This window comes from Sporotomaculum syntrophicum (assembly GCF_009932395.1).
GTDB classification, from domain to species: Bacteria; Bacillota; Desulfotomaculia; order Desulfotomaculales; family Desulfallaceae; genus Sporotomaculum; species Sporotomaculum syntrophicum.
The window spans coordinates 744,236-768,884 of the sequence record NZ_LSRS01000003.1 but is presented as its reverse complement, the minus strand read 5'-3'; the positions used below and the strand labels follow the sequence as shown (position 1 = coordinate 768,884).

General features: G+C 46.3%; 31 protein-coding genes. 25 read left to right on the top strand and 6 right to left on the bottom strand.

The window, feature by feature from the left end; genetic code table 11:
- Positions 1-76: 76 nt before the first annotated feature.
- The 19 genes from rplU to SPSYN_RS08595 all read left to right on the top strand — a co-directional run bounded on the left by rplU (position 77) and on the right by SPSYN_RS08595 (position 15,839).
- Complete coding sequence (gene rplU / locus SPSYN_RS08680; protein ID WP_161822054.1) at positions 77-388, top strand: 50S ribosomal protein L21; 312 nt, start codon at positions 77-79, stop codon at positions 386-388.
- Between the two features lie 18 nt (positions 389-406).
- Positions 407-676, top strand: coding sequence for a 50S ribosomal protein L27 (rpmA, locus tag SPSYN_RS08675; protein WP_161822053.1), 270 nt, complete (start codon positions 407-409; stop codon positions 674-676).
- A gap of 230 nt (positions 677-906) precedes the next feature.
- Positions 907-1,371, top strand: a complete 465-nt coding sequence (locus SPSYN_RS08670; protein WP_161822052.1) for a Spo0B domain-containing protein — start codon at positions 907-909, stop codon at positions 1,369-1,371.
- 83 nt (positions 1,372-1,454) lie between these two features.
- Positions 1,455-2,720: a GTPase ObgE gene (gene obgE, locus SPSYN_RS08665; protein ID WP_161822051.1), complete on the top strand. Its 1,266-nt coding sequence runs from the start codon at positions 1,455-1,457 to the stop codon at positions 2,718-2,720.
- A gap of 14 nt (positions 2,721-2,734) precedes the next feature.
- Positions 2,735-3,850: a glutamate 5-kinase gene (gene proB / locus SPSYN_RS08660; protein WP_161822050.1), complete on the top strand. Its 1,116-nt coding sequence runs from the start codon at positions 2,735-2,737 to the stop codon at positions 3,848-3,850.
- 45 nt (positions 3,851-3,895) lie between these two features.
- Positions 3,896-5,146 carry a glutamate-5-semialdehyde dehydrogenase gene (locus SPSYN_RS08655; protein WP_161822049.1) on the top strand — a complete coding sequence of 417 codons (1,251 nt, stop codon included), beginning with the start codon at positions 3,896-3,898 and terminating at the stop codon, positions 5,144-5,146.
- Positions 5,147-5,203: 57 nt separating this feature from the next.
- Positions 5,204-5,845: a nicotinate-nucleotide adenylyltransferase gene (gene nadD / locus SPSYN_RS08650; protein ID WP_161822048.1), complete on the top strand. Its 642-nt coding sequence runs from the start codon at positions 5,204-5,206 to the stop codon at positions 5,843-5,845.
- 97 nt (positions 5,846-5,942) lie between these two features.
- Positions 5,943-6,191, top strand: coding sequence for an RNA recognition motif domain-containing protein (locus SPSYN_RS08645; RefSeq protein WP_161822047.1), 249 nt, complete (start codon positions 5,943-5,945; stop codon positions 6,189-6,191).
- 104 nt (positions 6,192-6,295) lie between these two features.
- Positions 6,296-7,816, top strand: coding sequence for a tRNA nucleotidyltransferase/poly(A) polymerase-related protein (locus tag SPSYN_RS08640; protein WP_161822046.1), 1,521 nt, complete (start codon positions 6,296-6,298; stop codon positions 7,814-7,816).
- A gap of 146 nt (positions 7,817-7,962) precedes the next feature.
- Entirely contained in the window at positions 7,963-8,913 is a 951-nt protein-coding gene (locus tag SPSYN_RS08635; protein WP_161822045.1) for a hypothetical protein, read from the top strand.
- A gap of 65 nt (positions 8,914-8,978) precedes the next feature.
- Positions 8,979-9,311 (top strand): hypothetical protein, encoded by a 333-nt coding sequence (locus SPSYN_RS08630; RefSeq protein WP_243152972.1) that lies wholly within the window; start codon positions 8,979-8,981, stop codon positions 9,309-9,311.
- Positions 9,312-9,500: 189 nt separating this feature from the next.
- Positions 9,501-9,932 carry a Fur family transcriptional regulator gene (locus SPSYN_RS08625; RefSeq protein WP_161822043.1) on the top strand — a complete coding sequence of 144 codons (432 nt, stop codon included), beginning with the start codon at positions 9,501-9,503 and terminating at the stop codon, positions 9,930-9,932.
- Between the two features lie 4 nt (positions 9,933-9,936).
- Entirely contained in the window at positions 9,937-10,878 is a 942-nt protein-coding gene (locus SPSYN_RS08620) for a metal ABC transporter substrate-binding protein (RefSeq protein ID WP_243152971.1), read from the top strand.
- A gap of 4 nt (positions 10,879-10,882) precedes the next feature.
- Positions 10,883-11,635, top strand: coding sequence for a metal ABC transporter ATP-binding protein (locus SPSYN_RS08615; protein ID WP_161822042.1), 753 nt, complete (start codon positions 10,883-10,885; stop codon positions 11,633-11,635).
- A 6-nt stretch (positions 11,636-11,641) separates the two neighbouring features.
- The gene (locus SPSYN_RS08610) at positions 11,642-12,451 is read left to right on the top strand and encodes a metal ABC transporter permease (RefSeq protein ID WP_161822041.1); all 810 of its coding nucleotides are present in this window, start codon (positions 11,642-11,644) and stop codon (positions 12,449-12,451) included.
- Between the two features lie 20 nt (positions 12,452-12,471).
- On the top strand, positions 12,472-12,990 hold the full coding sequence (locus tag SPSYN_RS08605) for an NUDIX hydrolase (RefSeq protein ID WP_161822040.1): 519 nt from the start codon (positions 12,472-12,474) through the stop codon (positions 12,988-12,990).
- 280 nt (positions 12,991-13,270) lie between these two features.
- Positions 13,271-13,393, top strand: coding sequence for a hypothetical protein (locus SPSYN_RS16200; protein ID WP_279279251.1), 123 nt, complete (start codon positions 13,271-13,273; stop codon positions 13,391-13,393).
- Positions 13,394-13,520: 127 nt separating this feature from the next.
- Positions 13,521-14,567 (top strand): GNAT family N-acetyltransferase, encoded by a 1,047-nt coding sequence (locus tag SPSYN_RS08600; RefSeq protein WP_161822039.1) that lies wholly within the window; start codon positions 13,521-13,523, stop codon positions 14,565-14,567.
- A gap of 549 nt (positions 14,568-15,116) precedes the next feature.
- A complete protein-coding gene (locus tag SPSYN_RS08595; RefSeq protein WP_161822038.1) occupies positions 15,117-15,839 on the top strand; it encodes a metallophosphoesterase in 723 nt (240 codons plus the stop codon).
- Here the strand turns inward: SPSYN_RS08595 and SPSYN_RS08590 are convergent.
- Positions 15,836-16,675: a hypothetical protein gene (locus SPSYN_RS08590; protein ID WP_161822037.1), complete on the bottom strand. Its 840-nt coding sequence runs from the start codon at positions 16,673-16,675 to the stop codon at positions 15,836-15,838. The two genes, SPSYN_RS08595 and SPSYN_RS08590, sit on opposite strands and share 4 nt — an antisense overlap.
- Before the next feature lie 149 nt (positions 16,676-16,824).
- Here SPSYN_RS08590 and SPSYN_RS08585 point away from each other — a divergent pair, with 149 nt between their 5' ends.
- Positions 16,825-17,154 carry a hypothetical protein gene (locus tag SPSYN_RS08585; protein ID WP_161822036.1) on the top strand — a complete coding sequence of 110 codons (330 nt, stop codon included), beginning with the start codon at positions 16,825-16,827 and terminating at the stop codon, positions 17,152-17,154.
- A 93-nt stretch (positions 17,155-17,247) separates the two neighbouring features.
- On the opposite strand, the gene SPSYN_RS08580 is transcribed toward SPSYN_RS08585, so the two are convergent.
- Positions 17,248-18,447, bottom strand: a complete 1,200-nt coding sequence (locus SPSYN_RS08580) for a pyridoxal phosphate-dependent aminotransferase (RefSeq protein ID WP_161822035.1) — start codon at positions 18,445-18,447, stop codon at positions 17,248-17,250.
- Positions 18,448-18,756: 309 nt separating this feature from the next.
- Between SPSYN_RS08580 and SPSYN_RS08575 the strand changes: the two genes are divergently transcribed.
- The gene (locus tag SPSYN_RS08575; RefSeq protein ID WP_161822034.1) at positions 18,757-19,134 is read left to right on the top strand and encodes an ATP-binding protein; all 378 of its coding nucleotides are present in this window, start codon (positions 18,757-18,759) and stop codon (positions 19,132-19,134) included.
- A 3-nt stretch (positions 19,135-19,137) separates the two neighbouring features.
- Here the strand turns inward: SPSYN_RS08575 and SPSYN_RS08570 are convergent, their stop codons facing one another.
- Together SPSYN_RS08570 and SPSYN_RS08565 are read right to left on the bottom strand one after the other, a co-directional pair.
- Positions 19,138-19,365, bottom strand: a complete 228-nt coding sequence (locus SPSYN_RS08570; protein ID WP_161822033.1) for a hypothetical protein — start codon at positions 19,363-19,365, stop codon at positions 19,138-19,140.
- Between the two features lie 581 nt (positions 19,366-19,946).
- Positions 19,947-20,297: a VanZ family protein gene (locus SPSYN_RS08565; protein ID WP_161822032.1), complete on the bottom strand. Its 351-nt coding sequence runs from the start codon at positions 20,295-20,297 to the stop codon at positions 19,947-19,949.
- A gap of 78 nt (positions 20,298-20,375) precedes the next feature.
- Here SPSYN_RS08565 and lspA point away from each other — a divergent pair, with 78 nt between their 5' ends.
- On the top strand, positions 20,376-20,843 hold the full coding sequence (gene lspA / locus SPSYN_RS08560; protein WP_161822031.1) for a signal peptidase II: 468 nt from the start codon (positions 20,376-20,378) through the stop codon (positions 20,841-20,843).
- On the top strand, positions 20,830-21,759 hold the full coding sequence (locus SPSYN_RS08555; RefSeq protein WP_243152970.1) for an RluA family pseudouridine synthase: 930 nt from the start codon (positions 20,830-20,832) through the stop codon (positions 21,757-21,759). Before lspA ends, SPSYN_RS08555 begins: the two co-directional genes overlap by 14 nt.
- A gap of 2 nt (positions 21,760-21,761) precedes the next feature.
- Here SPSYN_RS08555 and SPSYN_RS08550 read toward each other — a convergent pair whose 3' ends face one another.
- Together SPSYN_RS08550 and comA are read right to left on the bottom strand one after the other, a co-directional pair.
- Entirely contained in the window at positions 21,762-22,214 is a 453-nt protein-coding gene (locus SPSYN_RS08550) for a DUF441 domain-containing protein (protein ID WP_161822029.1), read from the bottom strand.
- Positions 22,215-22,353: 139 nt separating this feature from the next.
- Entirely contained in the window at positions 22,354-23,172 is an 819-nt protein-coding gene (gene comA, locus SPSYN_RS08545) for a phosphosulfolactate synthase (RefSeq protein ID WP_161822028.1), read from the bottom strand.
- A gap of 338 nt (positions 23,173-23,510) precedes the next feature.
- Here comA and SPSYN_RS08540 point away from each other — a divergent pair, with 338 nt between their 5' ends.
- Entirely contained in the window at positions 23,511-24,239 is a 729-nt protein-coding gene (locus tag SPSYN_RS08540) for a M48 family metallopeptidase (RefSeq protein ID WP_161822027.1), read from the top strand.
- A 62-nt stretch (positions 24,240-24,301) separates the two neighbouring features.
- Complete coding sequence (locus SPSYN_RS08535; protein ID WP_161822026.1) at positions 24,302-24,649, top strand: DUF4870 domain-containing protein; 348 nt, start codon at positions 24,302-24,304, stop codon at positions 24,647-24,649.

The following is a 24,649-nucleotide window of genomic DNA, read 5'->3' as shown; positions in this document are numbered from 1 at the left end:
TTAAACAGGCTAAAGTCTTTGCTGGCTGAATAACCTTACCCGTTTCCGGCGAGTCCTGAAAACAAGGGGGAAAATTATGTACGCCATTATTGAGACAGGTGGTAAACAGTACCGCGTAAGTGAAGGAGATACCTTGTTTATTGAAAAACTGCCCGCTGAGCCCGGACAAACATACGAAGTAAACAAAGTACTGGCTGTGGAGAAAGACGGTCAGCTGCAAGTTGGTACTCCTTTGGTGGAAGGTGCCAAGGTAGTGTTAAAAGTTGAAAAGCACGGTAAGGATAAGAAGATTATTGTTTTTAAATATAAGCCAAAAAAGAATTATAGGCGAAAAAAAGGTCACCGCCAGCCCTTTACCCGGGTCGTGGTGGAAAAAATATTAGCTTAGCCGCGGAGGTGAAATAAGTTGGCACATAAGAAAGGTGTAGGTAGTTCACGTAACGGGCGCGATTCTAATCCCAAAATGTTGGGTGTTAAACGAGGCGATGGTCAATTCGTTACCGCGGGCAGTATTCTGGTTCGCCAGCGGGGTACCCGGATACATCCCGGTCAAAATGTCGGTCGTGGTGGAGACGATACTTTGTTTGCCAAGGTAGACGGTATTGTATCTTTCCAAACCAAGGGTAAAGATAAAAAGGTTGTTAACATCAAAGAAGCTGAAGAAGCCGTTATTTAATATAACAGTCAGGAAGCTGCAGCTGCAAAAAATTAACCTATAAAAATATTTATTGAACTAAAAAACAGCCTTACTGATTTAGGCTGTTTTTTGTTATTAATGGGATAGACCTTAACTGCAGTGCCGATGGAGCATTATATCCCAGCAAAATTTGTTTTTATGGTATAATATTAGGTATGCTACCAGCCAAACTGGCTTTTGTCAGGCCAGGTAAGATGGGAGAGTTTTGTTTGTATACTGCAAAAATGTTAGAATTGCTTTCCATACAAAGGCATGACTTCCTCAACCACCTGCAGATTATATCCGGTCTGTTGCAATTGAAAAAAGAACCCGAGGCCAGGGAATATATTCGCACTGCTGCCACTGCTATCATTAGTTTAAGCAAGGTTGTGCATCTAGAAGTTCACGAAGTGGCTGCGGTATTGCTGATTGCCCATAAGCAGGCAGAAAACTATAATGTTGATATTAAATTCGATGTGCAAAATAATCTAAGGGGCTGTGTCGTGCCCGGTGATAGAATAGCAATTGTAGTCGAGGATATTTTAAACAATATGATCGCCGGCCTAAATGCGCCTGAGATTACCAACCGAGAAATATTAGTCAGCATTACCGGCACTTCTGGTGACGATGAATGGCAGATTGGCTTTAGCAGTGAAGTGAGCAGGCTTAACCTTTATATAACCAATTATAATTAGGGGAATGGCCGAGAATAATAAAGGTGAGACAGTATGGTAGTAATACCAAAATGTTTCTAATCTATAAGCACAGGTGAAATATAATGTTTTACGATAGAGCAAAGATTTATGTCAAGGGGGGCGATGGCGGCAACGGCTGTGTGGCCTTTCGGCGTGAGAAATATGTCCCCGAGGGCGGTCCCTGGGGCGGTGACGGCGGCAGGGGCGGTAACGTGATTTTCCGAGGCGATGAAGGCTTGCGCACACTGGTTGACTTTCGCTACCAGCGCCATTATAAGGCCGATCGGGGCCAGCACGGGCAGAGTAAAGGTATGCATGGCCGCGGGGCTGAAGATTTAGTGATTAGGGTGCCCCTGGGCACGGTAATCCGAGAAGAAAATAGTAACCAACTGCTTGGGGATATCACGGCTAATGGTCAGGAAGTGGTGGTTGCCCGGGGCGGGCGCGGCGGCAGGGGTAATACCCGGTTCGCCAGCTCACAAAATAAAGCACCTACCCTGGCGGAAAAAGGCGAGCCCGGTGAAGAGCGCCATCTTATTTTGGAATTGAAACTGTTGGCCGATGTGGGACTGCTCGGTTATCCAAATGCCGGTAAATCTACGCTTATTTCCCGGATATCAGCCGCCAGGCCAAAAATAGCTAATTATCCCTTTACCACTTTAACACCCAACTTAGGGGTTGTTAGTCTTGGCGAAGGTGAAAGTTTTGTCGTGGCCGATATACCCGGCTTGATTGAAGGAGCCCATACCGGTGCAGGGCTGGGGCATTATTTTTTACGTCACGTGGAAAGAACCAAGCTGCTGGTGCATATGCTGGACGGTGCCGGCACCGAAGGCAGGGATCCGCTGGATGATTTCCATATTATAAACCGGGAACTGGCGCTATATAACGAGGCACTGGCGGGGCGGCCTCAGGTAATTGCGGTCAATAAAATGGATTTGCCCGGCAGTGGGGAAAACCTGGTCCGTATAAAAGAAACGCTGGCCGGTGAGTATGAGATATTCCCTATTTCGGCAGTGACTGGGGCAGGCGTGCCGGAATTAATACGCCGGGTTAATGTATTGCTGAAGGAATTACCAGTCCCCGAACTCCCGGGGGAACAAACAACAGAAACGGTGTTCCGTGCCGAGCCGCGGTTTAGCATTCACCGGGAGGATGATGAACTGGTTGTCACAGGCCGGGAAATTGAAAAACACGTGGCTATGACAGACCTTGATAATGAGGCGGCGGTTGACCGTCTGCAGCGAATTATGCAAGTGATGGGCCTGGAAAAGGCACTGCGCGATTATGGCGCCAAAAATGGTGACCTGGTGCGCATTAAAGATATGACCTTTGAATTTGTCGAGTAAAGCGGAGTGTTTTAATGGAAAATAGAAAATTCAGCCGCCTGCAGCGTATTGTGGTCAAGGTTGGCTCCAGTTCGCTTACTTACAAGACCGGTAAACTGAATATCGGCCAAATTGAAGCACTGGTCCGGCAATTATCCGACCTGCACAACCAGGGGCTGGACGTGTTACTGGTTACTTCCGGGGCGGTGGGGGCCGGCATGGGTAAACTGGGTATAAAACAGCGGCCCCGCACCATGCCTGAAAAGCAAGCGGCTGCTGCAGTGGGACAAGGTTTGCTTCTGCATATGTACGAAAAAATATTTGCCGAATATGGGCTGGTGGTGGGACAGGTCCTCTTGACTCGGGAGGATTTTGCAGATCGCAAGCGGTTTTTAAATGCCCGCAATACCTTGCATACGATGTTGAGTATGCAAATCATTCCGGTAATCAATGAGAATGACACTGTAGCGGTAGATGAAATAAAGCTGGGTGATAATGACAACCTGGCCGCTATGGTTGCTGCGCTGGTGGATGCGGATATTTTGATGCTGCTTTCGGATATAGACGGGTTGTACAGTGATAAACCGGGTCAGCCAGGAGCCAGAATCATTCACGAGATACACGAGATTAACAATGAGGTAGAAGCTCTGGCCGGTGGCGTGGGATCGGCAGTGGGCACCGGCGGCATGGCTACCAAAATCCAGGCCGCCCGCATAGCCATGCATTCCGGGCTGGTTACGATCATTGCCCGGGCTGCCGAGCCCAATATAATCAGGCGGTTGGTAGCCGGTGAACCGGCCGGCACAGTATTTTGGCCCTCCATTAAACTGGTTAATAAAAAAAGATGGATTGCCTTTAGCGCCACGGTCTGCGGGCAAATCTACATTGATGAAGGGGCTGCCCGGGCGCTGCGGGAGAAAGGCAAAAGCCTGCTACCCTCAGGCATAACCGGCGTGGAGGGCAGTTTTGAAATGGGTAATACGGTGAGCGTAATTGCCCCGGACGGGAAAGAAATCGCCCGGGGGATTGTTAATTATGCCTCCGCTGAAATACAACAAATCATGGGTAAGCAAACCAGCGAAATTACCCGGGTACTCGGCTATAAGGATTACGATGAGATCATCCACCGGGATAATCTGGCGCTGGAGTAAACTGCTACATATACCGTAATGAATCTTTTTAAGGGGGTAAAAACCATGGAACGACAGGTTATCGCCAAGGCAAAAAAAGCCAGAGAGGCTGCCCGTAAGCTGGCTTACCTATCTACAGATATTAAGAATGATGCTTTACTGGCTATGGCGGACAGCTTGCTAAAGAATACTTATAACATATTGGAGGCCAATGCGCTTGATGTCCATGAAGGGGCTAAAAATGGCCTTTCCCAGGCACTCCTTGACCGTTTGTTATTAAACCAGGCACGGGTGGCGGATATGGCGAACGGTCTGGCCATGGTCGCCTCGCTACCCGACCCGGTAGGCGAGGTGGAAAGTATGTGGACCCGCCCCAACGGGCTGCGAATCGGGCGCACCCGCGTACCACTTGGCGTGGTGGGTATCATATATGAAGCCCGGCCCAATGTGACGGTGGATGCGGCGGGATTATGTCTGAAAGCAGGCAATGCGGTGCTGCTGAGGGGCGGCTCCGAAGCTATTAACTCCAATAAGGCCATAACCAATGTTATTGCTGAAGCCGCTATCCGTGAAGGAATGCCCGAGGGAGCCATCAACCTGATAGAAACTACCGACCGGGAAGCTGTTAACTTCATGCTCAAATTAAACGACTATATTGACGTGATTATACCCAGGGGCGGAGCCAGTTTAATTCAAACCGTTGTGCAAAATGCCACCGTTCCGGTTATCGAAACCGGTGTGGGCAACTGCCACGTTTTTGTTGACCGTTATGCTGATTTAGAGAAGGCGCAGCGCATTGTGCTCAACGCCAAATGCCAGCGCCCAGGGGTTTGTAATGCCTTGGAATCGCTGCTGGTTCACCAGGCCGTAGCAGCTGAATTTTTGCCCGTTGCGCTGGAAGCGTTAAAGACCGCCGGAGTGGAAGTGCGGGGCTGCGAGCGCACCAGGGACGTAGCCGGTTGGGTTAACCCGGCTTCCGAGGAAGACTATGCCAGCGAGTTTTTGGATCTGATTATTTCTGTTAAAGTGGTAGACGGTTTTGATGAAGCTCTGGATCATATTTATCGTTACAGCACCAGGCATTCCGAGGCGATTATTACTGAAAATTACACTCGGGCCATTCGCTTTTTAAACGAAGTTGATGCTGCGGCGGTGTATATCAATGCCTCTACCCGCTTTACTGATGGCGGGCAGTTCGGTTTTGGGGCCGAAATCGGTATCAGCACGCAAAAGCTGCACGCGCGCGGACCGATGGGCTTAAAAGAACTGACCACCAACAAATATATTGTATTCGGTGACGGCCAAATCAGGGAATAGCAGCTGTGCTATCACGTACGTGACCATAGTGCATGGGAGAAATGGAGTTGGCTGAGGATGAATATCCGGCTCGAACAGCCTGAAAAAAAAAGAATTGGGTTGATGGGCGGCACATTTGACCCGGTACATTACGGGCATTTAGTGGCTGCGGAAGAAGCCCGCTACCAGTTTGCCATGGAAAAAGTAATCTTTATCCCGGCCAGCAAACCACCGCATAAATCCAGAAATGATATCTCTACACCGGAGCAGAGGCTGGAAATGACTAAAATTGCCGTTAGCTCCAACCCGTATTTTACCACTTCCGACATCGAGATAAAAAGAGCAGGTCTATCTTATACTATTGATACAGTACAGGCCATGAAACAAGCTAATCCTGATTGGGAAATCTATTTTATCACCGGTGCTGATGCGATACTGGATATATTAACTTGGAAAAATGTAGAAGGATTGCTTGAGGAGTGTTTTTTCGTTGCGGCTACCCGGCCTGGTTTCAAACTTGAGTCTGTCGAATGTAAGCTAGGCAGATTATCTAAAGAAGCTCTGGCTAGAATCAAAACTATTGAAGTACCGTCGCTGGCCATATCATCGACCAATATTAGGCAACGGGTGCGTGAAGGCAGACCCATTAAATATTTACTTCCTGATGAAGTGGAAAAATTTATTTATCAAAATAATTTATACCTGTCTGCAAGTTGGTAAAATCTTAGCCCGCTATTATTGCATTAGGCATTTTTCTTTTGCTAATAATACAGACACATGGGTAAATTGAAAGCAGCAATGGAAAAGAGGTGATCTGATGGCGCGCACATTATATGTGGGTAATCTACCATGGGGTACTAAAGCCGAAGATTTAGGTGAGGCCTTTTCAAGATACGGAGAAGTTCTGGGTAGCCGTATTATTACCGACAGGGAAACCGGTCGTTCACGCGGTTTTGGTTTTGTGGAGGTAAAAGACGAGGACGCTGAAGGAATGATTGCAGCATTAAACGGTACCGATTTCGAAGGACGAGTTATCACCGTCAACGAAGCACGGGCCAGAGAATAACTGAGTCTGGATAGTGAGCCTCCCATAAGGGAGGTTTTGCTTTTGGGTTGGAAGGATTAATAGGTGAAACTTCTTATAACAATAACTTGGTAGGGAGACCGGGAGTGAATAATAAACTAAAGCTAATTAATGATATTCTTAATGCTGCCGGTAGCCGGGGTTATATTGTCGGCGGCTGGCTGCGGGATAAGCTGCTGGGCCGGTCACCCGGGGACGTGGACCTGGTTGTGGAAGTGGCGGCGGATGTGCCAGAGCCTGAATGGCCGGAAGTTGCGCACAGGTTAAACGGCACCCTGGTGGTTTTGGACGAGCAGCGCGGACTGTACCGGCTGGTGCTGCCTGCAGGTGATGGTAAAATACAGGTGGATATCGATGTGGTGGCCGGTGGTACTCTGAATGCGAATTTAAAAAAAAGGGACTTCACCATTAATGCACAGGCCTTGCCCTTATCTGCCGGTCTGGGCGGAGAGCTTGACGAAAGGCAGGTGGTTGATCCCCTGGGCGGCTTAGTTGATCTGCGGGCGGGATTAATTCGCGCCTGTGGTACGGATGCCATCGCTAGTGATCCCCTGCGGGCACTGCGTGCCTTTCGCTTCGCAGCGCAATTGGGGTTTGTTATTGAGCAGGGGACTATTGATTTAATTAAGCATTGCCGCCAGCCTGTAACCGGCTGTGCCGGAGAACGGCAGTGGGATGAGTTCAGCGCAATTCTTGAATTGCGGTCTGCTCCTGTGTTTAGATGGATGGAGCAGGAAACCGGGCTTTTGGAGCAGATTATACCGGAAATAAAACCCCTCAAAGGGCTGGTCCAGGGTGGGCATCATGTGGAGGACGCCTGGGAACACAGCTTGAAAACACTGAAGCAGTTTGAAGTGTTATGGTCGGAGCAGGGCCTGGCAGTCGGCAACGGCGCAGTGCCATCACATGAAAAAGGTGCCGGGGAGGGTCTGTGGGCAGAGATTTTGTCCGGTGTACCTGCCGAACATATCGCCGGTTACCTGAATGGTTACATTACCCGTGTACACACTCGAGTGCCGGTATTCAAATTGGCTTGTTTGCTGCATGATGTGGGTAAACAATATACCCGCCGGTACGAGGGGAACGGTAAATACACCTTTTACGGGCATCACCAGGCTGGTGTGCCTGTGGTACAGTCAGTTGCGGAAAGGCTGAAGATGAGCGCCCGAGAAAAAGATATCCTGGGTGTGCTGGTGGGCGGTCATATGGACCCGCTGTTTCTCTATAAGGCAGCTCCCCCGACACCGGTGGCTGTCCGCCGGTTTTTCCAGCGGTCAGGGCTGGAGGCGCCCGGCCTGCTGTTATTATCCCTGGCCGACATTTGCTCCACCCGACTGGCCGCCGGGCGTGAGGAGGAAGCCAAAGCTTACGCAGCGTTTATCCAGGATATGCTGCTGAAATACTTCAACGAGTATGATATGGTTGTGCAGCCGGCCAGGTTGTTGAACGGTAATGATGTGTGCGCTCTGCTGGGCATCAAACCCTCTCCCCAGGTGCGCCGGGTGTTGGAGCTGCTGGCCGATGCCCAGGTGGAGGGTAAGGTTAAGACCAGGGTGGAGGCGGAAGCTTTCGTGCGGCACATGGCCGCCCAGACTGGTTTTCATTAGCTGTTTTGTCGCTCGTAAATAAAAACTTAGTGCTAACCGGGCTGTGAATATAATGGAAATAAATTATGGACTTTTGAAGGAACAATCTTCTCTAAATTCATGTCTAATGTTGTTAAGCAAACTATGAATGACGGGGGGATTTAATTATGTTGTCTAGAAAAGTCTTGCTAACTGTCGCATTAATTGTGTGTGTTACCTTGGCACTAATTGGTTGTTCGTCAACCAAGCAACCAGATACAAACGGTGACAGGCATGGACAAAACCAGGCCGACAACGAAAAAATTAATCAAGAAGAGCAGCAAGCTTTGTTGAATGAATTTAATGCGCTAGTAGCAAACGACAGCGGTGATCCGGCAGCATTAAATAAATTTGTGGCTAGCAATATAGCGAAATTTTCCCCGGAGAACGCTTCAGAATTAGTTATCCAGCTGGAAAAGGCCCAGCAAGACTTTTTACCTGAGTTTGAAACAAAATTTTATAGTGACTCTGTAACGCAAAAGTTTGTTGAGGCTTATATAGCCGGTACTGATATAAACAATATGCAAGCCGTTCAAGACGAGGAGTTAAAACAGCTGTTGGCTCAAACTAAAGCCTCCGGTTATAAAGTGGATACCGCCGAAGGCATGTTTTACCCAATTATCGACTATCAGCAGTATCAAGACTATAGTGAATTGGTTACACCGGATATCCAAGCTTATATAAATCTTATGGCAGTAGAATCGAATAACCCGCCCGCCAAGGATGCTGCACTGGTGGTTGGCTGGGATGAAGTGCTCACCAGGGCATTAAACCAGGAACAGTTCATCAATACGTTCTCTTCTTCGGCTAAACTGGCTGATGTGCAGAAACTCTACGGGCGTTATGTTCAATTTTGTTTACTGGGCGCCAACAACACTCCTCTCTTTAGTTATGAAGATAAGAAAATGTCAACTGCAGCTAAAGAAAGCTACGCCAAGGTATTGGCAGAAAGCAAACCGAGTAAACTAACGGAAATAATGCATGGCTTGCTTGACATAGCGGAACAAAATAATAACCAATTAACAACTGCCGTGGAGAATTATAGAAACAATTGTTTTGAGGAGTTAGGAATTAAATAAAGCATAGCACGTGATTATTGTGTATAATAAAAGTTAATATTAATTAGGGCAAAGGAGATGAGTTGATGGTTGAAGAAAAAAATCAAGATGCACGTTATTTACTGGCCGCATTAATTGAAATTTACCGGGGTAACAGTGTTTTTCTGCCGGATTTTGATCCTCAAATGGAAAATATTTTATTGCGGGATGTCTTCTCTTCGGCAATTAGTTTCGCACAGTTCGATGAGTCCCGGTTTACCTTAAGTGATGAGATAAATAAAAGCGCCAACGAAGGAGTTACAGTGAAAGAACAGGTAGAACTGGCCAGAATCCAAACTCCGGATGTGCTAAATGCCAAAATGATTGCCGCAGCGCACGTTTTGAAGCTCTTAGATAACCAGCAGTTTATGCTTTCCTGATTATAATTTGATATTTTCGCCAAGATAACCCCAAGAAAAGTTGTGGTTATCTTTTTTTATTTTTCTTAACGTCTATTTAGGTTAAATAGTAAATACTATTATTTATGGTTAGCCGTCCTTAACTTGACAAAAAAGAGCGTGTATTCTATTATTAATTAAGAAAGATTCCTGTTTAGGAGTGATACTGTTTTGAGTATTCAGGACATTTTAATTAAGTTTAAAGAGCATGGTTATAAAATAACTCCCCAGCGCCAGGAAATTATCAATGTGATGTTACAGGAGAACAGGCATATGACGGTTGATGATATTCACGGCAAGATATCAGCGAGATTCCCGAACCTGAGCGTAGATACAGTTTATCGTAATGTAGGTGTACTGGAGCAGCTGGAGATGCTGGATAAGACGGATTTTGGCGATGGCAAAGGCAGGTATAAACTGGTTGAAAAGGTCGGTCACCGGCATCATTTAATTTGCCTGAAATGCGGCAGTTCCGAGGAGGTAGATTTTTGCCCCTTGGATTATCTTGATCAAGGACAAATAAAGGATAAAAATTTCGCAATTACCAGGCATAACTTTGAAATCTTTGGCTACTGTGCCCGGTGTTCAAAAAAGGAGGATTAAGTAATTGCGCAAAGCAACTGTGTTATGGGGATTAATTTGGTTATTAATTAGTATTTCGCTTACCGGCTGTTCCGGTACTTCCGAGCAGGAAGTTACAGGCCCGGTCGGGGATGAGTTGCTGGTTTACGCAACTATCTATCCGGTTTACGATTTTGCCACGCAGGTATGCGGTGATAAGGCTCGGGTGGTGCAGCTGGTGCCTGACGGAGCGGAACCCCATGATTGGGAGCCGTCACCCCAGGATATGGTTAATATACAAAAGGCCGATGTAATCATTTATAACGGAGTGGGTATGGAAACATGGCTGCAAAAGCTGCTGAACACATTTAAAGGGGATGGACCGGTACTGGTGGACTGCAGCGCGGGTGTTGAACTGTTGTCCGGCGATGGCCATGCAGATGATGAGGCGCTGTATTCGAACATGGACCCGCATATTTGGCTGGACCCCCATAATGCCAGTCTGATGGTGGATAACATACTCTTAGGTCTCCAAAAGGCAGACCCAAATAATGCGGTTTACTATAGTGACCATGCCCGGCAGTATCAGGAACAGTTAAAAGCTCTTGATAATAAATATGCAGCAACTTTGGACGGGGCTGCTATGCGTAAATTTATAGTTTCCCATGCCGCCTTCGGTTACCTGGCCCACCGGTATAATTTGGAACAGGTGGCTATCCGGGGGCTTTCTCCGGATGCAGATCCCAGCCCGGCCCGCATGACGGAAATAATTCAAATTGCCCGTCAGACCGGTGTAAAGTATGTCTTTTTTGAATCCCTGGTCAGCCCTCGGGTATCGGAAGTGATTGCCCGGGAAGCAGGTACTAAAACACTGGTGTTGAACCCCTTGGGTGGCGTTACTCCCGAGGAGAGACAGGAGGGCAAAGATTATTTAGCAGTGATGGAGGAAAATCTACGGAATCTTGCCCTGGCCCTGGGGGTGAAATAATACGATGATTGATTTAACTGATGTTCATTTTACTTACGGCTGCCATCCGGTGCTGGATGGTATTTCCCTGCACGTGCAAGAGGGTGAGGTGGTAGGTATCACCGGTCCCAATGGTGCCGGGAAAAGCACGCTGTTGTATGTAATTATGGGATTAATTAAACCCCAGTCCGGGGAAGTAAAAATTTTAGGGGTGCCGGTTAATAAATTTAAAGACTGGCACAAGATTGGATATGTTTCCCAAAAAGCTGCTCTTTTTAACCGCAGCTACCCGGCTACGGTGTTAGAAGTTGTAATTTCGGGGCGGGCGGCAATGCGCGGCTTGTTCCGCTTCTTGGGTCGAGAGGATAAACGCCGTGCAGAGGAGGCGCTGGAGCGGGTGAATATGTTGTCCCAACGCTACACCCCGTTGAGCGAATTGTCCGGAGGGCAGCAGCAAAGGGTAATGATAGCGCGCGCTCTAGCAGTGCAACCCCGAATTTTAATCATGGATGAACCTACTAATGGTGTAGATGCCGCTAACCTGGCGGGGCTGGCTCAGTTATTCAAAAATTTACATAATGATGGTGTTACCATGATACTTGTCTCTCATGAATCGGAATGGCTATCCTCTTTTGCCAGTAAGAGGGTATGCCTGGATCGCAAGATTTGCTCTTGTAGCTGCCACTATTATCCTGACGGAATACGCTGGCGGGATTGCATGAACAGCCGGCAAGAAAAAATTAGCCTGGACTGTGTTGATAGCCTGGTCAGGGGGTAAGGGCGATTGGATATATTTCAATATGATTTTATGCTGCGTGCCCTTGTGGGCGGCCTGCTGGTGGGCGTGATCTGCCCGATTATCGGTTTGTTTGTTACCCTGCGCCGGATGTCCATGATTGCGGATGCCCTGTCTCATGTTTGTCTATCCGGTGTAGCAGCAGGTCTGTTAATGGGGGCGCAGCCCGTACTGGCGGCAGCGGCCTTTGCTCTGGGCGGCTCTTTTTTACTCGAAGGACTGAGGGAAAAATATAAAAATTATTCCGAGCTGTCAATAGCGATTATTTTATCTGCCGGGGTAGCTGTGGCAGCCATTTTAATCGGCTTGGGCAATGGCTTTAACGGTGGGATCATGAGTTACCTGTTTGGGAGTATAGTGCTGATCACAGTGGAGGATATCTATGTCATAGCGCTGATTGGCATCCCTGTGCTGCTGCTGACGATGTTTTTTATCAAGGAGTTATTTGCCATTACTTTTGATGAGGAAACCGCCCTGGTCAGCGGGCTGCCGGTAAAGCTAATTAACGTATGCTTTATGGCCTTAACAGCTCTAACCATAGCTGTATCTTTGCGTATTGTTGGTATTTTGCTGGTTTCGTCACTTATGGTTTTGCCTGTGGCTGTAGCAATGCAGTTAGCTAAAAGTTTTCGAGGTACCTTGGTGGCTGCAGTAGCCACCGGGGAGGTAGCTGTGCTCGTTGGCTTAATGTGCTCTTTTTATCTTGACCTATCGCCTGGAGGAGCCATTGTTATGACACTGGTATTGATGTTGGTTTTGGTGTTTGCGCTAACCTCACGCCGGACAGCAACTGCATGAATGGGAGCGTGAAAATAACATTGGCTATCAAAAAACAGAGATATTATTTCTGTCCCAAATGTGGGGGAAAACTGACCTATCGGAATATTGGCGAAGACCGGCCCCGGTTGTTGTGTGAAGCCTGTCAGTATGTGATGTATGAAAACCCGGTAGTGGGTGTAGCCGCCATTGTTTTAAATGCAAGCAGGCAAATACTCTTGGGACGCCGTAACGGGGGCAGATATCCCGGCTTGTGGTGCATTCCCTGTGGTTATGTGGAATATGATGAGGATGTATACGATGCGATACGGCGTGAATTTAAAGAGGAAACCAACCTGGATATTGAACCGGTTAGGGTTTTTACGGTGCAGTCTAATTTTCACGACCCGGAAAAACACAGCGTGGGTATCTGGTTTTTGGCGCAGGTAACCGGTGGGGAGCCCCTAGCAGGTGATGATTTGGAACAAGTGGCTTGGTTCGATTTATCAGATCCACCACCACTGGCATTTCCCACTGACCAGGTGGTTATTGAGCAGTTGCGAACCGCTAACGGAATGTAAACAGTAGAATTTATTTATACACAGTACGACTTAGCCGGCCTCGATGGGGCCGGCTTTTTTATACGTAAATTAACACTTTACCTTCTCGCCGCATAGTATGGTTTGAAAGCTGGTGAAAGGGGGGTTATAAATGGCTTATGGCGGAACTAGTAGTAGTTTTATACTGTTTCTGATCCTTATCCTACTGGTATTTGGCATGGGTTTCTGTGGATACGGTGTTGCTGATGTCAAGGAATAAAAAATTGGTTAAGTAACGTTTAAAATTTAGGAGGAAATAGTAATGGGTTTTGGTAGTGGTTGCGGTGGTGGCGGAACATACTTTGATGGCAGCTTTATCCTGTTCTTAATCCTCATCCTCCTCGTTTTTGGCATGGGGTTCTGTGGTGGAGGATGTCCTAGATAATAACAAGAAAGGGTTGCTGGATAACAGCAACCCTGTTATTTTGGGCTAGCTATGGTGAAGACATCTCGGGTATGCATGTTTGTGCTGGTTATGATTCCTTAAACATTATGTGAGAGGGAGATGAAAGATGAAGGTGCGAGTTACCAGGGTAAATAACAATCTGCTCATGCGGTCCTTTTTGGCTGTGCCTGCCCTGGTTTACGGGGCAGAAGCTGTGCCGCCTTCTGCAAATAAATATGCCACCAGTATGCGTTTTGTGCCCCTGGTTAATCCGTTATTGCAGCACTTAAATTATGCTAATTTTGTGGCTTTTGCCGATGGACAGCCGGTTGGGCGGATAACCGCATCTATTGATCAATTAAATCCCCGGCCTGAAGAAGGCTTCTGGGGCTGTTTTGAATGCTTAGATAATGACGAAGCCGCTGCGGCCCTTTTTGACGCTGCAGCCGATTGGCTTAAAGAGCAGGGTAAAACAGTAATGATTGGACCTGCGACTTTAAATACAAACCAGCAAGTGGGGTTGATGATTAAGGGCTTTGAATATGAACCTCAAATAGAAATACCATATAACCCTCCTTACTATCAACAACTGGTTGAGAATGCCGGGCATGAGAAGATACATGATCTTGAATGCTTTAAATGGATGTTGCCCGATGAGCTACCCGAGGTACTAACTCAAGCGGAAGGGCAAACTGGTGTAGTGATGCGAAAGATAAATTACACCGATGCCCGTGAAGCTAGAATTGTCCAGGAAATTAACAATAAAGCCATGTCGGGAATTTGGGGCTTTATACCAATGTCACTGGCCGATACCCAGGGGTTTTTAATGAGCCTGGTTGGTCAGGTTCCGCCGGATTTGTTTATGATTATCGAGGTAAACGGACAGCCGGCAGGCATGTTTTTGTCCATTCCGTATAAAAACCCTGGTCGGAAAGACAGTGGCGGGATCATCAGGCTGGCCATTGGCGGTGTAGTGCCTGAATTCAGACATATGGGTCTTCACTGGAAGGTTTTGAGGAGTTTTTATGCGTGGTGTAAAAAACATGGTTATACAGAAGGGGAAGCTTCCCAAGTAGCTGAAAGCAATGATACCGTTAAAAGGAAAATAATCATGCCGTTATTTGGGGGGCAGTTGATTAAGCTTTTCCGGGTGTATCAGCGAAAGCTGGTTTAAATACCCGGGCAAAAGTTTGGTGAGTGCCCTGTGAGCAAGGGCGTGAAAAAAATTAACCGGTTGCTTCTTGCGAATGTAACACTTTGTTGGCCGGCTAAATACTATGTTATTGCAAGATTCAAAAAAAACGAAGGAGGAGTTTAAATGTCAGGTAGTGTAGGAGCGCCTTATTTTGATGGTAGTTTCATTCTCTTTTTAATACTGATTCTGTTGGTATTCGGCATGGGCTTCTTCGGATATGTTGCATAAGTATTTTTAATTAAAAGGAGGGGTAATAATGGGTTATGGTGCAAGCGGCGGAACATATTTTGACGGCAGTTTTATTCTGTTCCTGATTCTTATCTTGCTGGTATTTGGCATGGGCTACGTAGGGTACGGTAAAAAATAACCACCCGTAAAAAAACCCGTTCTGCTTATAGAACGGGTTTTCCTATTCTAGAGGCATTTATCGAGGCAGGAATAAATATCCTGATAAGCGAACAGAATAATCATCACGCCCTGATCGGATGATATTTCTGCCTGGGAAAAGTACGGGAGGAAAAAAACTAATTGAGTATATTTGCCATAGCTGATCTGCATTTATCTTTTTTAGGTACTTTCAACGTAAAGAATTGGCAGGCCAACCGGGAGTATAAGCCGATGGAGGATTTGGACTATACTTGGCATAATCACGCCCGCAGGATATATGAAAATTGGCACCGGTTGGTTCAAGAACAGGATATAGTGCTGGTCCCGGGGGACATATCCTGGGCTATGCGGCTTGATGAAGCCCGTCCGGACTTTGATTATCTGGGAGCATTACCGGGGCGGTTGGTTTGTATCCAGGGCAACCACGATTACTGGTGGCAGAGTATTTCCAGGGCCAGAGAAGCGGTGCCTCCCAACGTGGAACTAATTCAAAACAATCACGTGGCAATTAATGGTGTTAATATTTGTGGTACCCGGGGCTGGCTTTGCCCCAATGGGACCTATTTTAAACCGGAAGATGAGAAGATCTATCGCCGGGAACTGATCCGGTTGGAAAGCTCGCTGCAAAGTGCCAAATCGGGGCCAAGGTTTGTGATGATGCATTATATGCCCACCAACGAAAAACATGAGTACTCAGGTTTTATTGAGCTGCTGCAAAAATATGAGGTGGAAACGGTCGTCTACGGTCACATACATGCCAATGCCTGCCGGTACAGGCTGCCCGATCGGGCGTGGGGCATAAACTTTTATTTAACCAGTGCTGATTATCTAAATTTTACTCCCCGGTTAATCATGGAATGTTAACCATCCTGGTTAACGTATTTAAAACATTCCGGGTGACCAAATATAAAGTCTTTGTCCCTGCGAGCATGCACTGCTTTGGAACCGGCAGGGACTTCCTGGTGGCAAATTTGGCATGGGAGAGTTTCCCTGGCAGATAAAATGACCCCATGCAACACTTCACCCTGCCAGTCAATGTTTGCTTGCTGAAGTTTATTTTTGTGCGGCTTAACCGGTGAACAATCCGGGTGATAATAATGACTCTTTTTCTTACCGACTTCTCTAAAACGATACTGCACGATGGGGCTGTATGGCAATATTTTTTTACGACACTTGCAGCAGGTGCGGGCGCTGCCGGAATTGCCTTTTAGTATATAGCGCAGGCGCTCCGGTTTACACCTTACTTTGGCATCTTTTAAATATTTAAAACGGGCCGGATCTTCTTTAATCCAGGAATCGACCTGCCGGTAAAAATCCCGGTAGTTGCGTTCTTCAAGCCGTATATCCGCGGGAAAGCCCGCTGAAATAATTTGCTGTTGAAAAGTTTGCTCGGCTACTTCGTGGGCTAGGCCATCCATTTTGACGGTTTCCCAGTGGTAACCGTTTTCAGTGAGCCATTTGTGCAATCCAAAAAAAATGTTTCCGGAACAGACGTACAAATAGTCATCTCGTGTGACACCTGCTTGTTGCATCATTTCCACTACCTTTTGGCGGGCTATTTCTTCCAGGCTCAGTTTATTGTCCCAGGTTAACGGTAGAAAGCTTTGATAGATTAGTTGTGGGTTTTCGCAGACCAGTACCAGTACTTCCGGAAATGACCTGCACCCGCCACCTGCATCTTCAATGTACCATTGCAGCATTTTTCGGTTGGACCTCCCATACGCACCGGTGCGGCACATTCATGGTGATGCCTGCAGTATTTAGGTTCTGGTTAGCTTACCGGTGTTATGATATATTATAACATAGGGTGCAGGTCCTTATGTCTTTTTTCACCAAGGAGGTATATTAAATGTCCAGGTTTGTTTGCGATGTATGCGGAGAAGAAATTGACGTTCATGAAGGGATTCTGACCTGGACCAGGGATGAGGCCACACTAGCCAATTTTACACTGACTCATAAAAATTCCACCGAACATATTTGCCAGCCGGCGGAAAATAACCGCTTTAAAGATTTATATACGTTAACCATGGTTAACGGTTATATTGAGTTTATAGACTATCTAGTTGCCCGCTGGGAAAATGGTTTTTACCTTAAAGATGCCAAATCTTTGAACAAAGTATTGGAACAATTAAATTTACATATGCATGAAAAGGTTATTTTATTAGTTGAAGAAAATTAAACTTTTTCTGCCGGTGATAGAGATCATAAAAGGTCTATCTTTTATAATTCATAAAGGATAGACCCTTTCTTTTGGACGGAGCAATTATGTTTTTTATACCCCTGCCGGCAATATGTTAAATTCCTTGGCTAGTTCAGTGAACGCAGGCACCGAATTGCGGATAATTTGCATGTTCATGCAGTAAGAAATTCTGAAATAACCCGGCAGTCCGAACCCGCTGCCGGGAACCAGCAGCAGATTATACTTTTGTGCCCGGTTGACAAACTCCACGTCATCCTCAATGGGGCAGCGGGGGAAGAAATAAAACGCGCCCATCGGCTTGGTTACCTCAAAGCCCAGCCCGGTGAGGAGTTCATATAAAAAATCTCTTTTAGCCCGGTAGTCATCAATACTTATTCTAACCCGCTGCAGGGACGTAATTAAACGCTGCATTAAGGCCGGGGCATTGACAAAACCGAGGGTACGGTTGCTGAAGACTAACCCGTTGAAAATAAGCTCGCTGTCGGTGATGTCCGGGTTGATGGCGATGTAGCCAATGCGCTCGCCGGGCAGCGCTAAATCTTTACTGTGCGAGGTAACAATAAAGGAGTTTTTAATATATTTAAACATATTGGGCACTGTAATGCCGTCATAAACGATTTTAGCGTAGGGTTCATCTGAAATTACATATACATTGGTGCCCAGTTCTTTTTCTTTTTCCTCCAGCAACCGGCCCAGGCCGGCTAATGTTTCCGCTGGATAAACCACTCCGGAAGGGTTATTGGGTGAATTGATAATGATGGCCCGGGTCTGAGGCCCGATGGCGTCGGATAATGCGGTCAGGTCCAGTTGAAATCCGGCCGCCGTGGGCACTTCCTTTATTTTACCGCCGTGGTTGCTCACATAAAAGCCATATTCCACGAAATAAGGGGTGGTGACGATCACTTCCTCATCCGGGTTGAGCAGTGTTTTTAAAACCACATTGAGTCCGCCGCCGGCCCCGACGGTCATGACAATATGACCGGCTGTTACCGGGCGGCCGCTTTCCTCAGCCAACACCTCGGCAATAGCTTGCCTGGTTTCTTCGTAGCCGGCATTGCTCATATACCTGTGCATGCCGGGAATGGGGTTGGCGGCGATTCTTTGCAGTTCCCGGTGGAATTCCTCGGGGGGCTCTACGTCGGGGTTGCCCAGGGTAAAGTCATAAACCTTATCTGCTCCGTAGATTTTACGTAATTTCTCGCCTTCTTCAAACATTTTACGGATCCAGGAGGAACCGGCTAAAGAACTTTCTATTTTTTGCGCTATAGGCATAAAAACTCTCCTTCCATGATGGCGTGTGGTAGGTGCCAGGCTTTGCTTAATATTTCTTGAAATGTGATTAACCTGTTAGGTTATTTCTGGTTTAAAGTTGAAAAACCTGCTTGAAAAAACAAAATAATGATGGCTAAGGTATACTATGCTCTTTGTTAATTAGTTTTTACGTTCCCCTGCCTTGCTATACGAGAGATGGCGGTCATATGGGTGTGAGTAATATCACGTCAATAGTGCGAGCTGAATTACTTTATACAGCAGGTTCTAGGGGTATATTAAAGATGAAAATAAAGAACGAGGTGATTGAACATGGCAAAAAGACAAATTGTAAAAATAGACGAGGAAAAGTGCAACGGTTGCGGGCAATGTGTAAGTCCATGCGTGGAAGGTGCTATTACCATTGAAGACGGTAAGGCAAGGGTTAAAAGAGAGGAGTTATGTGACGGAGCCGGTTTCTGCATCGGAGTTTGCCCTCAGGGCGCATTAACCGTGGAAACCCGTGAAGCTGCTGCTTTTAATGAGCAGGCAGTGGAGGAGCAAGTAAAACAAAACCCGGGGTCTTATATTCCCCAGGTCTGCTTTAACTGCGGTAATACAGAGGAAGAGGTTTTCCTGTTGCCCGGCCGGAACAAAGGGCAGAGCCTCTGGGTCTGCACCAAATGCCTGCCGACGCTGATTCACGGTTAACTATTATTTGGCGTCACCGGACTTATTATTAGCATTCATGAACAAGGCGCTAGCTTGTTCAAAACTGCTGTTCATGGCAGTAATTCCTTCCCTGAGTGCACTTAAAGATTGTGATGTCTGGTCAATTAACCCTCTGACGAATCCTAGCTTGACGTCTGCCTGGTTATCGGTGCTCAGGATTAGTAAAACAAGAATTAGAAACAACGAAAAAGGATTAGTTTTATTAGACAACATATGGCCTCCTTTCACCAAATATATCTTTTATCCCGATAACTAGCCGCTGCTTATGCGCGCCTGTTTTTTAGCAGAAAAAATGTATCTTGGTTTTGAAGCGCCGCTAAGCTGCTGGATAAAAGTCCTAAGATTCAGGCAGGGTTGCTCGCCTGCCTGGATCAAGAATTTGTATATAATATGCCGCAGATGTGTGATGGTGAAAGGCAAAAATTATCTTCCGCCGGTATATATCCTTAGATAGTTGCTTTTTGGGGTTATATTTTTACCAGGGGAACGGAGATTATTTGATCAGCTCCGCATTCTGGACAGGTAAAAAGGTGATGACAGTGATTATCCTCAAAGCTCAAATTGTAATAAGGACTATACGGACCTTTATAGTCCGTTACCGGACCGGAATCATGCATATTTTGTCCGCAGGTGCATTGAAGAAACAATTTTTCCATTGAGTTGCATAATACACAGGCAGTATCCATATTACTCATCCCCTTTTCTAATTAGCTTGCCCTTTAGACGGCCAGGGCATGAATTAAACCCGCGTCATGCTTACGCGGGTTTTCTGTTAGCAGCTATTGTCGGCCTTAAGATTTAGTTCTTCTTTTCAGCAAATAGACTGTAGCTAACCCCAACCCGGCACCTAAGAGGTCCCTGGCCAAATCGTAAATGTCGGGGTAGCGGGTAGGGACAAAATACTGGTGAATTTCATCAGTGATACCATATAAAAAGCAGAACAACATGGCTTGCCAATAAGGATGACGGTGGTTGTACCTATGCAAGGCCAGGTAAAATAAGAGTCCCAGCACAAAGTAAGCGATTAAATGACCCGGATTGAAGTTGTCTATAAGGGGAAATAAATATTGCAATTCACTGCCTGTGCGACCGGACAGGTAAAATATCAAGGCCATCCAAAAAATGGCGGGAATCCAGTACATAGCGGTTGACTCCAAGTTTTTTATATGCAAATATGTGGTATTATATCATAATATAGTATTATTGAGGGGGGTTTTTATTTGCTCTGGACTTTTATTGTGGCGGTCACATTGCTACTCGATCAGTGTTCCAAATATCTAATTATCTCGCGCCTGCTGCCGGGAGAATCTATACCCGTATTGCCACCGGTGTTTTATTTTACTTATATTTTAAACCCGGGAGCCGCCTTTGGTATATTGGCCCACCGGACTTCTTTGTTTATTTTTCTCACCCTGGTGGTGATTACGGCTGTTTTTGTATGGCAGCGTTATTTGCCCCGGGAAAAAATTTTACTGCGTCTTGCTTCCGGATTGGTGGTGGGTGGAGCGCTGGGTAATTTAATTGATCGGGTGCGTCTGGGACGGGTTATTGACTTTTTGGATTTTCAGGTTTGGCCGGTTTTCAACCTGGCGGACTCATCTATCGTGATTGGGGCGTTACTTTTAGTCATTGGACTTTGGCGCAGTGAAAAATTAGAACAAAGGGTGGATGCCGGTGCCGACAACTGAGATCTACCGGGTAGGGGCGGAGGATGCTGGAACGCGATTGGATGTTTTTGTAACCTCCCGAGAAGAGCAGCTGAGCCGTTCATTTGTGCAAAAACTGATTGGTGACGGTGCTATCACGGTGAATCAGCTGGCCGCCCAGGCCAATTATCGTGTAAAGGCAGGTGATTCGGTAGCAGTGTCCGTACCACCGCCCGTGGAGCTACAAGTTTGCCCGGAGTCTATCCCTCTTGATATATATTATGAAGATAGTGATGTCATTGTCGTGAATAAGCCAAGGGGGATGGTGGTACACCCGGCAGAAGGCAATTACACTGGCACGCTGGTTAATGCTTTGCTGGAGCACTGCCGGGATCTGTCCGGCATTAACGGTGTACTAAGACCGGGCATTGTGCACCGCATTGACAAGGATACTTCAGGTTTATTAATGGTGGCAAAAAATGACCTGGCTCACGAGCATTTGGCGGGCCAGTTGAAGAAGCACACTGTGCGGCGCGGTTATGTGGCACTGATCCATGGTGTACTGGCCAGTGAACGGGGTGTGGTGGATGCACCTATTGGCCGGGACCCGCGTGACCGGCAGAAAATGACTGTAACAAGTCGTAACAGTAAGCCGGCGGTAACTCACTATCGGGTGCTGGAACGGGCGGGTAATTATACATTCCTCAGACTGCGCCTGGAAACTGGTCGTACTCACCAAATAAGGGTCCATATGGCTTATATTGGCAACCCGCTTGTGGGGGACACCAGGTACGGGCCAGGCAAACCTCACTTTGGTTTAGCAGGCCAGTTTTTGCATGCATACCAACTTGGGTTCATCCACCCCCGCAGAGGTGATTATCTGGAATTCAGGGCTCCTTTGCCGGCAGAGCTAGGCGTTATTTTGCAGAAGTTGGGTATTGACGAAAAAATAACTTAACATCATTGAAATAGTCGGATGGTTTCCAAAAACAGCGCGGTTAGTCCTGCCGCCATCAGCGGTCCCACCGGAACACCGTCTAAAAAAACAATACCGATCATGGAACCGAGCAATATACCAAAGATCATTTCCGGATCGATTTGTAATAACCGCAAGCCCTCGCCGTTTAAATGGGTGGCCAGCGCACCCCCGGCGATAGCCAGTATGCCGGGCAGCGAAGTAAAGGTAATCAATAATTCCTTTTCCGTTACTTTGCCACTGGCTACAGGCACCAATATGGCCAGTAATAAAAATAACAGGCCTATCTCCAGACCTCTTCTCTCTAATATTGAAAATATAAAATGCAGATTGCTGAATTTAATAATTAATAATACGCAGGCAGCGGTGGCAATTAAATTGGAACGTGATATGATACCCACTAAGAGAAGTGCCACAAGCAGCGGTACCCCATGCATAGTCTCGCCTCACAATGACAATTATTAGTAAAATATATGCCACCGCTATCCATTGTATTACCAGCTTTAGCTAAATGGTACTTTGCATTTTTATTGTACATGCAAAATATCACTGCCTATTGAACTGCTGATGTATATTTTAAATTTCCAATAGATTGGCTATGGCTAACTTAAAGGTATCGGCCCGCAGACCGACACGCAGGGCTTCTACAGCAAGAACTTCCTGGGCCGGGATATTACCCAGGTTTACATCTGAGCCGAACAGGGTTATTAGGTCCTGCTGCTGAGCTTTAAGAGGTGCTTCCCAAATAATTTTAGATGGGTCATCAATATAATTCATAAATACTTGCAAATCATCATCTATCATTTTGCCTTTGGTATCGTAAAGCCCTACATTTAAACCACTTTCCCGGCCCTCCACAATAACCTTGTATGCACCGTTCTTTATATCACGCAGGGCCATTTGCGCCAGCGTTTGTGCAGTAACTTCTGAGCCATCAATCTTTTTGCCCACCTCAGTTAATACCCTGAAGCCCATTTCTGCAGCTGAGCTGATGACTTTTTCTCTCACCTCCCGGCTTAAGGGTATCGTCCCATCGCTGACTTCAATGGTCGTGAAACCCAAAAACTGGCAGACATCGAGAAACTCCCTAATTTTGTTTTGCGTTATTGCTACTTCCAAAAAAGTGCCCCCAGGATAAATATCAACTCCATAAGAACGCACCAGCTGTATCTTCTCCTCTAAAGTGCCTGCAGCATAAAGCATTGAGGTGCCAAACCCCAGCTTGATAAAATCAATGTGTTGATTATTGATTTGTAACAAGTCACGGGTTTCCCCTATGCCCATACCTTTGTCGATTACCATGGTCAGCCCCTTATTCCTAGGTTTAGCTGCCCTTTCTCCAAGCGGATAAGCTATAACTTCCCGCCAGATATTGATGTGTGCATCTTCGGACATTGTAATCAACTCCCCTCCGGTAATTGCATGCATGCTAAGTTATCGCATGCGGCGCCCACCCCCTTTGAGTTATTAACCGGGCTAGGGATTGCTTTGCACCTGGTAAAAAAATATTCAATATTTGTCTAATTGGTTACCTGGTTGGCCTACCAAATAAAGGCGCTATTGTGTATATCATGAGAAGTGGTAAATTATATCCAAAAATACAGATTAGGTTTGATGTTTAAATCCTTGGATCCTTGGAGGTAGTCATCTTGCTATTTGCTACATAGTTGAGTTGCTAAACAGGAAAGTTAATGAGAAAATAATATAGACATGTTATGAAAGCTGGTGCTGCTTTGCCCCACGTAGTATTCAGTAATCGAGTTATTGAATATAAAATTAAATACAGTCATATGGCATCTTCCTTAAAAATAGTGGTTGATGCAAAGGATGGGGTTCTGGTGACGGCCCCGTTAACCTATAACGCCATGATGGTAAACGATATTATGCAGGATAAAAGCATTTGGGTATTGGAAAAAATGGACTATTTAGCTGCCTTAGCAGGGTGCCCCGTACCCAGATTATTTGTGGATGGGGAACAATTCTTTTACTTGGGTAACCGGTTTGAGATCAAGGTGCAGGCTAATGAGCAAGTGCAGCATCAGGCAGTAATAATAAATGGACGACAAATGCTGGTTGAGGTGCCGCGGTCTGTGTATTTAGAGGGCGGGGCAGGCGCGGTCCGTAATGCTCTGGTCAAATGGTATAAAAAACAAGCAAATATAGTTATAAACGAGCGAATTATTTTTTATGCAAGTATGATTGGCATTGAACTTGCAAAAATCCGGATCAAGGAACAAAAGCATCGCTGGGGCAGTTGTTCGGAAAAAGGTAATTTGAACTTTAACTGGCACCTGGTGATGGCTCCCGAACAAGTCATTGATTACGTGATCATACACGAATTGTGTCATTTAAAAAGGATGGACCATAGTCTGGCATTTTGGGGCCTGGTGGAAGCATTAATGCCGGATTACAAAAATCGCCGCCGCTGGTTGAAAAAATATGGCCCGGTACTCACTTTTTAACAATTAACAAGAACAATAGATTTGATATACATTAATAAGGCAGGCGGATGGGAGGTGAATTTATGGTTTCACCTGAAAGCAAACTGATGGGTGCGATTTGTCATGGTTCTATATTCTTTGGCTTACCTATTTTGGTGCCTCTGATTGTTTATTTGCTTAAGAAGGATGACGATTTTGTTAACCACCATGCTCGGGAGTCCCTGACGATGCACATTATTGCCATGCTTCTGTGCATGGCGGTGGGGGTGCTGTCGTTGGTACTCATTGGAATTTTATTGATTATTCCCCTGGCTATATCGGGTCTGGTTTACGCGATCTTTGCGATTGTGGCGATTATTAAATGTCTGTCCGGCGAATATTACTACTACCCGATAACATCGAAATACGCTAATACATGGTTTAACGGCTGA